The 9,308-nt window shown below is 37.5% G+C and carries 7 protein-coding genes; 6 read left to right on the top strand and 1 reads right to left on the bottom strand.

Annotation, left to right across the window (positions count from 1 at the left end; genetic code table 11):
• Positions 1-121: 121 nt before the first annotated feature.
• Positions 122-670, top strand: a complete 549-nt coding sequence (locus ACEW8U_RS11340) for a septal ring lytic transglycosylase RlpA family protein (RefSeq protein ID WP_373522156.1) — start codon at positions 122-124, stop codon at positions 668-670.
• Here the strand turns inward: ACEW8U_RS11340 and ACEW8U_RS11335 are convergent.
• Complete coding sequence (locus ACEW8U_RS11335) at positions 636-920, bottom strand: DUF6364 family protein (protein WP_373522157.1); 285 nt, start codon at positions 918-920, stop codon at positions 636-638. The genes ACEW8U_RS11340 and ACEW8U_RS11335 overlap by 35 nt on opposite strands.
• Before the next feature lie 395 nt (positions 921-1,315).
• On the opposite strand from ACEW8U_RS11335, the gene ACEW8U_RS11330 reads away from it, so the two are divergent.
• The 5 genes from ACEW8U_RS11330 to ACEW8U_RS11310 form a co-directional block, all read left to right on the top strand.
• The gene (locus tag ACEW8U_RS11330) at positions 1,316-2,515 is read left to right on the top strand and encodes a 6-bladed beta-propeller (RefSeq protein WP_373522155.1); all 1,200 of its coding nucleotides are present in this window, start codon (positions 1,316-1,318) and stop codon (positions 2,513-2,515) included.
• 1,317 nt (positions 2,516-3,832) lie between these two features.
• A complete protein-coding gene (locus ACEW8U_RS11325; RefSeq protein WP_373522154.1) occupies positions 3,833-4,018 on the top strand; it encodes a hypothetical protein in 186 nt (61 codons plus the stop codon).
• Positions 4,019-4,149: 131 nt separating this feature from the next.
• Positions 4,150-5,235, top strand: a complete 1,086-nt coding sequence (locus ACEW8U_RS11320) for a BF3164 family lipoprotein (protein WP_373522153.1) — start codon at positions 4,150-4,152, stop codon at positions 5,233-5,235.
• A gap of 375 nt (positions 5,236-5,610) precedes the next feature.
• Entirely contained in the window at positions 5,611-6,681 is a 1,071-nt protein-coding gene (locus tag ACEW8U_RS11315; RefSeq protein ID WP_373522152.1) for an efflux RND transporter periplasmic adaptor subunit, read from the top strand.
• A 5-nt stretch (positions 6,682-6,686) separates the two neighbouring features.
• Positions 6,687-9,308, top strand: a 2,622-nt coding sequence (locus ACEW8U_RS11310; RefSeq protein WP_373522151.1) for an efflux RND transporter permease subunit, incomplete at its 3' end; no start/stop codon positions are given.

The following is a 9,308-nucleotide window of genomic DNA, read 5'->3' as shown; positions in this document are numbered from 1 at the left end:
ATGTTTTTTATGACATGCACAGGTTTTTAATTTTGATTAAAGTTAAAAGCTTAGTCATTCCGTTCCAAATGCGCAAAGTGCTAAAGACAACAATTGGCACATTATTTGCAAAAAGGCGAAAATGAATATGAAATACTTTACCTTACTTTTCTTCTTGATCATCAGTCCTTTAATGGTTTCGGCCGGAGATGAAAGACCATCTTCAGATGAGACCTTGAAAATCCAAGAGGGTGTTGCCAGTTATTATGGAACAAAATTCCATCTCCGTAAAACAGCCAACGGAGAGATTTTTAATATGACTGAAATGACTGCTGCCCATAAGAATCTCCCATTTGGCACCCTGCTAAAAGTGACCAATCTGAAAAACGGGAAAGTAGTTTGGGTAAGGGTCAATGACAGGTTGCCACAGAATTCGAGAAGGATTATTGACCTATCAAAGGGCGCTGCGGAAGCAATCAAAATGGTTCAGGATGGTATAGTCAAGGTCAAATTGGAAGTTCCCGATGAGGATTCGGTAGCCTCTTTAATGGAGCATTATCAGGATGATAAACCCGAAGATATCCGATTGAGACTCTATGAAACTCCGATTGTAATTGAAATTGATAAACCTGATTATTCTGATTTGTTTTTGGAAATCAATTTGGAGAGTGGTTTGGTTGCTTTGAAGTGATTACGCTTATTAAAAATGCTTTTTTCCAGATATTGACTAAGTCCTTTGTTTTCATCAAAATTTTACGGGAGGTGGATTTTGCCTGAAAGTCTTGAGATATTTTCTTCAATTTCAAAATCATTCTTTTCTGTAACAAAGTATTAAGGTAGTTTTCAACAATGGTTGATAAACTTCTGTTAGTTTTATATGCATATATTTTAGCCCATTCGATAATGGAATCATACATGATAAGTGTCAATTTTTTAGACATGGCACATGTTTTATTTACCATTATGAAAAATATTTTAGAGAAAACTTGCTTTTTAATAATGGAGTGGGTTATATTAGTTGCATAATTAGAAATTCACTTTTATCAAAAGTCTTAATTAAATTTAAAAAAAAACCTATGAAAAGTATCTTTAAAATTTTTGCCATGATTTGTTTTTTCGTAACAATTATGCTTTCACTTTCCAATTTAGACAATGGAGTTAATGCCCAATCTAGTAATTGGCAAATGCCTGAACCAAGATATTGTCCAGAATCACTAATGTATGCGACTGATTGTAGTGCTGCTGGAATGGGATGCATTACTGTACAATGTAAGATAATAATTAATTGAAAAATTAAAATATTTATTATTTTTTTCTTATTATTTTAAGATTATCCATGTTAATAATCAAAGAAGGAGTGTCTGATTTTAATGCGTCTTTTTTCTTATGGAAAATATGTTTGGGCCTTTTGATGTTGTCTTATGGCTGCAATTCCAAACAAATAGATAACACGGCTATTGAAGGTTTCGATCAAAAACCCGAGTTTACAATATTTGTTGAAAAAGATATAAACGTGGAAAATCTTTTTGAAATCAATCAGATTGTTCCACTGGAAATTGACAAAGAAAATTTCCTTGTTGATATATATCGGCTTCAAGTTATGGAGGATAATTTCTTTTTATTGGACAAAGTTTTTGGAACCCTGTTGAGGTTTTCTGGTGACGGGAGGCCAATGGTAAAAATCGGGGAGTTTGGAAGTGGCCCTGAAGAAACTCCTGACATAGCAGATTTTACGCTTGATAGGAAAGAGAAAGAATTGATTTTGCTGAGCATAGAGGAGAGGTCAATTTCCTTCTTCGATTTGGAGGGGAATTTCAAAAGGAAAATCAGGTTGAAAAACCAATCGGATATGTTGTCAATCAATCAGGATCGGAATTTAGGTATGTCCATCACCTATTTCAATGAAGACTTTTCCAATTTTGAGTTGATCGATAATTCCGGCAAAAGAATACAAACAATGTTTCCATTTCCACAAGGGGTTTTTCCGATTGGCCTGAAAAACATCTCAGGTCATATAACCAGGAGTCATTCGGGAGGATTTTTGTATCAAGAGCCTGCCAACAGTGTGATTTTTGAGATTAAAGGTAATGAAGCATATCCAAAGTACCAATTCCAAAGTAGAGATCACATGTGGCCAGGGGAAAAGAAGCACCAGTTAAATGAATACTTTCAGGAAGTCGCCTCAGGGAAAATATCCTTTCCGACACGTTTTTTTGAAGAATCGGAAGGCCATCTTTTTTTTGGGTGGAATCAAAGGAAAAGGCCCTCTTCCCAGAAAGTTGTTGATTATAGAATCGGGGTATTTGATAAAGAAACCAAACAGACATTTATAACAAAAGAGTGTAAATTATCTGGATTGATGTCTGGACCAATGGCTGTGGAGGGCGATTCCATTTATTTTATTATATCCATGTACAATCTAATGGAATTATCGGAAGAACCGATTCTGGAGAAACACAAACATACCATGATTCAAATTCAAAAATCAAAAGGGGACATGGATACACCTGTACTAGTGAAAATGAAGTTGAAATAATTCTATAATCCTATTATACATCAAAATTTTAAACACAAATTTTGATTCTTTTTTCTGAAAATAAATTACAATTAACATCTAAATCAAATTTTATGAAAAGGTTTATTTTGATTACCGCAGTACTAATTTCATTATTAACCACAGGATTCTTTAGTTTTGAAACAACGAATCAAGCGAATGCGAGTAATTTTCTAAAAATGCCTGAAGCAAGATTGTGCTTTGGGGGTCAACGTTATTATACTGAATGTACAGGTTGGGGAGCGGGCTGCAATCCTCATAGTTGTGATGAAGGAAACCACCAATAGTACAAAAAACTAGGTTAGGTTTAGTTCCTCAATTTACAAAGGGCTTCTTGGAAAATTCCTTCGGAATTGGAAAGTAGGGTTTAAACTAAGCCTTACTTTCTTTTTCTCTTTGCTTTTTGGATGATTTCCAAGTCAATTTCAGTGCGGAAAAGTGCAATAGTTGCATTAATGTTTAAAATATAAAAAATTCAGAAGAATATTACTTAAGATATACGAAGAAAAGGAATATGTATTGTTCATTTAAATAGATTATTATGAAATATTTAAAATTAAAAGTTGCAAAAGTTCTTGTGGTATTTGCAATCATCTGTTTAGCCCCATTAAATGGGAAAGACACTTCAGCAGTAGCCCAAATAATTTGTGAGGATATATGTATATATGATCCTTATTCTAACTGTGTTTGGCCTGGAGGGTATATTAGACATTCTTATTGGCATAATAGCTGTTGGCCAATTCAGTAGGAGTGGTTTTGTGAATAAATTTTAAGCAAAATTAAGCCTTTATTGAAAAACGGTACTTGAAATAAATCATCTTCTTGGAATAAGTTGAAACCATTATTAGCTAATCAAAAAAGTGAATTTATATAATGTAATTAGAATAGCGCTTATTTGATTAAAAGCTAGAAAGTTTTCGAGTGTTTTACCTCTGAATTTCGCACGAAATTCAAGAGCAGACAGTGATTGATGGCAGTAATTTATTGGCTCTGGTCTGGATGCTTGCGATACATTCATATCTGCAATTTAGATGAGATTCAGTGCTTCTGAACTTCCAAGACTATCAGGAATAATCGATATAACCTGCTTTTATAATTGACCCTAAAACAGGGTTGTATGTGCAAATTGAACGATATATGAGAGATTGAGGATGTGGTAGAATTTGTGGGTTTTTGCCAGTAAAGATTTCATCAGTGAGGTAACATAAAATTTTATACGTGTCGCACTGAGCCAAAAGTTAACTAAAATGGTTATTATTGTCGAATAAACCGATTTGGAAGATTTCGATTACGGTAAACTTGAAAAAAACTGCAGATATTTCAGATGTTAAAAATAAAGGATCTATACAAAAAGATAATAACTCCACTTTCTCAGATATGAGTGATTGCATTGATGAACATGTCAGAGAAATCACTGGAACCGAGGAGGGCAAATTAAATCTTAAATTGTTCATAAGATTAAGTGGAAGGATGGTACAGATCTAACTTGACGAGTTTTGTTATAATCTCAAAGGAAGATATTTTTGTCCAAAACTTGTAGACCGACAATCTTTGATTTAACTTATTTAATACTGGCGGGATTTCGAATAATAATAATTCTCTTTAACATTAAAATCTTGAAAAAAATAATTGTCAAATATTTTGTTTTGTTGCTAATCACTTTTGTAGCTTGTAAGAATAATGAAGTTAATGGGTTTTTTCCTGAGACTGATATATTTTTTATGCTTGAAGATATTGAAGAAGAATATTTAACTAGTCTTAAGTATAAATTTGAGGATATTTTATTTGCAGAAAACATAATTATTAAAAACAATTTCTTGATTATAGGAGAACGTTTTTTAAATGAAAATCAGAATCCTATTCACTTAATAAGCTTAGATAATCTTGTTTACAATAGGGCCCTTGGAAATTTCGGATTTGGCCCGGAAGAATTATCAGACACATGGAATTTAAGTTCTGGTTTAAATGAAAACACCTTTTGGGTATTTAGTGGGCAAAACAAGGTTTTTTCAGAATTTTCATTAAATACTTTCTCAAATAAGCCAATAAAGCAGATTAAACAAAAAGAAGATTTAGTAAATGGTTACGAACTTTCATGGTCTTTAAATGGTACAATTGTTGGTCGTTCTATTAATGACAATAACATTTTTGTAGAGTTTGATTCAACTGGAAAAAAAATTAATGGATATGGAATGTGGTCGGAAGTTTTTAGTCATAAAAATCTCAATAGCTTTCTTATTGAAAGTTTACATAGCGGAGTTTTGAGAAGTAATGTTGATAAGAATATATACGTTCAAGTTGGTGTGAATAGAGATTTTATTAAAATATTAGATAAGAATAATGAAACCATTGTTTCAATAAATGGACCAAATAATCGTATACCAGATTTTGATATCATTTCTTCCCCAATGTATGGCCCGATGTTGTCTGTAAATAGAAAAGAACCAATCAATTATATTGAAGCTTATGTTTCAGACAATTTTATTTATGTACTTTATTCAGGTAAAACCCCAGAAGAAATTAGGTTATCTAATGAGCATGCCTTCAATATTTTTGTTTTTGATTTTAGTGGTGACATTAAATACTTTTATAAACTTGATGAATCTATTAGATCTTTCGTAGTTGATGAAGAGATGAAAAAATTATATGGATTAACCACCAATGATAAATATACTCTTGCAATTTTTAATTTACCCAGTTAGAGGGGTATACTTGCGTTTAAACAATTAGAATATGACGGTTTTTTTTATTGTTTTTGCTTCAAAAGATACAAATGGCACACTACGCAATCAAACTAAGTTGCGTCTGCCGAAAAACCTAGGCACTGTAGCTCCTCTTTACTTCGCCCAGCTGAATCCAACATGTTTTTTCAAAATAAAAAAATCTATCTAAATGAAACTTCAACTAGACCGGATTTTCTTCGTTGTCAATTTTATCAAAATCGATGGGTTTTAAAATCGGGTAGTTCTCAATTTATTCAGGAACTTCTTTCAATTTTCAAAATTTTTAATACTCTGCTTTTTGCATTATTCTAATTATTTAGTTACTTGTCTTCCCAATAGCTAAATATTTCCACAATGAATCTAAAAAGCTTGTTTTTTACTACCCTGTTCCTCTTGCCAATTGTTTTTTCATGCAAGGAAGAAAAATCAGCCAGTCAGGATCAGCCCCTTGAATCCTTCCGGGGGGAAGTGGCCGCTACTCCGGTCCGCACTGCCAAAGCCGAAAAAAAGACTTTCGATTACCTGATCAATGCTTCTGGTAAGGTGGAGGCAGTGGATCAGATTATGGTGGTGGCCGAAAGATCCGGCTACCTGGATGAACTGACCGTCAAAGAAGGGGATTATGTGGAAAGAGGAAAAATCCTTGCCCGGATGGATCAGACAGAAAGCCTGATCAAACTCGAAAAGGCAAAGATAGGAGTGAAGAATGCCATTGTGACCTATCAGTCCGAGGCTTTTAATTTCCCGACCATCCTGAATGACTCCACTGATCTGCGCAAGCTGGAAATAGAAGAATACCTGATGGTAAAAAGCGGGCAATATGTCGCAGAGATTGACCTGAAAGAAGCGGAATTGGATCTGGAAAAAACCATCATCAAAGCACCGACTTCGGGCAGGGTAGCAGACATGAAAGTCAAGCGGGGTAGCATGGTCAATGCCGGTGATGAGCTTTTTGAAATCATCAATACCAACCAACTGGAACTCAAAGTCAAAGTACTCGAATCTGACATCAACCTGATCTCATTGGGCCAGAAAGCTGAAATATTTCCCGTTGGAGGAGGTGAAGGGATATCAGGATCTGTAAAAAGCATCAATCCCAAAGTGGATGAAAACGGTCTAGTGCTGGTCGGAATCCTTATTGCAAAAGCCAATGGCCTGTTGCCCGGCATGAATGCCCGTGCCATTATCCGTGCCCCGCAGAACAACAGCATTGTGGTACCCAAAGAGGCTTTGGTATACAGGTCCCAGCGGCCGGTGGTGTTTACCATCGAAAAGGACGAATCCAAATGGAATTATGTGGAAGTGGGCAAAGATAACGGTAAGGAAGTGGAAATCTTGGATGGGTTGGAACCGGGGATGACTGTCATCACTTCCAACAACCTGCAGTTGGGCCATCAGGTCCCTGTTCAAATCGTAAAAGACTGAGTGGGATGGTAAGGTTTTTATTGGCAAGACCCATAGCTGTTTTAATGACTTTTTTGGCGCTGATGGTGTTTTCCGTCATTGTGTTCAGGACTTTGCCCATTTCCCTGCTGCCCCCCATCGATGTCCCACAGATAGTGGTCAAGGTCAGTTATCCCAATGCCTCACCCGAAGCCATAGAACAAAATGTACTTTCTCCCATAAGGGAAGGTCTCATGACCCTGAACGGACTGGAAGACATGGAAAGCAAGTCAGGGTCTGAAGTCGGAACCATCCGCCTGACCTTTGATTTTGGAACCAAAATGGAACTGGCCTATATCGATGTCAATGAAAAGATTGACCGGATGACCAATTCGCTTCCTTCCGATCTCAGCCGCCCTCAGGTCATCCGCATCAATACCAATGATATCCCGGTGGTACGGGTACAGGTAGTTCCAAAAGCAGGATTTGATTTTACCGAGATCAGTCTCCTGACCGAGAATGTATTGAAAAAAAGGCTGGAACAATTGGAAGGAGTTTCACTGGTCGATATCAATGGCAAAAAAGACAGGATCATTACTGTCAGCCCCAACAAATCGGCTCTCAGGGCTTTGGGCATGTCCGAAGAGAATGTCATCAATGCCATCAAATTCGGCAATGAGGAACTTCCTGGAATCAGTGTGGAGGACGGTCAGTTCAGGTATTACCTCAGACTTGCCACCCGGGTTGATTCTCCCTCGGACATCATGAAATTGCCGGTTACCTCCGAAGAGGGGGTGACCATCGATCTGGGAAGGGTAGCTGATGTCCAATATGAGATCAATGATGTGTTGGGTTACCATCTTTTTGGTGAAACGGAAGGCCTGGTCATCACTGTCCACAAACAGGCCTCTGCCAAAATGAACGAGTTGCTTCCCAAGGTTTATGAAGCGATTGACATTTTCAGGGAAGATTATCCACAGGTGGATTTTGAACTGACCCAGGACCAATCGGTACTGCTCAATGCAGGTATAAGCAACTTGCAGACGAGTTTGTTGTTTGGCGGATTGTTTGCTTTTGGGGTGCTATTTGTCTTTATGGGAAATTACCGGACTCCGGTAATTATCGGCATCTCCTTGCCGACTTCTTTGTTGATCAGCTTTTTGGTTTTTTACTTTTTTGATATTTCCATCAATGTCATTTCCCTATCAGGACTTGCATTGGGTCTGGGGATGTTGATTGACAATTCGATCATTGTATTAGACAACATCACCAGGAAAAGAAAAGAAGGGCTTCCGCTATTTGAGGCCTGTGTGGAAGGGGTAAATGAAGTCATGTCGGCTTTGATTAGTTCAGTGTTGACCACCTTGGCGGTATTTATTCCCTTGGTTTTCCTTAGTGGTATTTCCGGGGCATTGTTTTTTGACCAGGCGGTTTCTGTTGCTGCGATATTGGGAGTTTCCCTGATGGTGGCATTTATTTTCCTTCCCATGCTCTACCATTTTTTCTTTAGGAGAAAAGCAAAAAAGCCGGTCACTGATGAAGACAGTAGGTTTTTTCTGGGTATTTTGAGAGGGTATAAATCATTGTATAAAAAGATATTCAGTCAGCGGAAACTCAGCTTTGGGATATTCCTTGTGCTGATACCATTAGGACTTGGGCTGGCTTATTTGTTGGAAACAAGGGGACTTCCCCCGATTGAAAAGTTTGATGCGGTGGTGTCCATAGACTGGAACGAACCCATAGGAGTAGAACAAAACAAAGACCGGGTGATGGATTTGCTCAATGCCCTGGAAGGTGCATACCTCAAATCCGAAAGTGATATAGGCGTTAGGCAGTTCCTCCTTTTTGACGGGGAGAGTTCACTGCAGGAGGCGAGTCTGTATTTTCTCTTCGATACCCAGGAAGATAAGACCACTCAAATGCAAAAGCTCAGGTCTTTGGTCATCAATAATTTTCCCAATGCACAGATTGAAGTCACCGATGCCCCCAATGCCTTTGACCAACTCTTTGCGTCAAACATTCCCTATTATGAAGTAAGGTGGAAGGACTTGGGAACCAAAAAGCCCGTTGAGGAAAGCAGGATGGATGTTTGGTTGGAAGAGTTTCCGGTCAATGAATTTTCAAGGGGACCGGGTTTGCAGAAGGAAGCCTCGGTTATTTTCAGATTGGATGCCGGTAAGCTTGCCCTCTATGGTATTAGTGCCACTGATATTCAGGAACAGGTCAAAAGACTGTTTGGGATGTATTCCATCACAGATATCAAGCGGTTTGGTGAGATCACGCCTATCAGGTTAAAATCCACAAGGGCCAATTTTGAAGAGATTTTGAGAAACAATTATCTGGCAGGAAAAGACGGCAATGAATATGCGCTGAATAATTTTATCCGTTTTGATTATGAAAACCATTACAAATTTGTCACCGCAGACAAAGGAGGGATCTATCAATCCGTTTTGCTGGAATCGGATAATCCAAGTTCCTCCAATTCGGTAATTTCGAGATGGGCAGCAGACCGAAACCTTGGCGTATCTTTCTTTGGGCAATATTTCAAGGACAAAGAGACCATTCAGGAATTGATCGGGATATTGTTGGTAGCGGTATTGTTACTCTACTTTATCCTGTCAGCGCAGTTTGAGAGTTTTGTGCAGCCCCTGATTGTGATTTTCACCCTT

Origin of the sequence: Aquiflexum sp. (genome assembly GCF_041751335.1) — a bacterium.
In the GTDB taxonomy this organism is placed as follows: Bacteria; Bacteroidota; Bacteroidia; order Cytophagales; family Cyclobacteriaceae; genus Aquiflexum.
The sequence above is the reverse complement of the archived record's forward strand: the minus strand, read 5'-3'. Positions and strand labels throughout refer to the sequence as shown.

Excerpts from the sequence above, each read along its gene's own strand:
- ACEW8U_RS11340 (WP_373522156.1), top strand. The coding sequence starts at position 122 with ATGAATATGAAATACTTTACCTTACTTTTCTTCTTGATCATCAGTCCT.
- ACEW8U_RS11335 (WP_373522157.1), bottom strand. The coding sequence starts at position 920 with ATGTCTAAAAAATTGACACTTATCATGTATGATTCCATTATCGAATGG.
- ACEW8U_RS11330 (WP_373522155.1), top strand. The coding sequence starts at position 1,316 with ATGTTAATAATCAAAGAAGGAGTGTCTGATTTTAATGCGTCTTTTTTC.
- ACEW8U_RS11315 (WP_373522152.1), top strand. The coding sequence starts at position 5,611 with ATGAATCTAAAAAGCTTGTTTTTTACTACCCTGTTCCTCTTGCCAATT.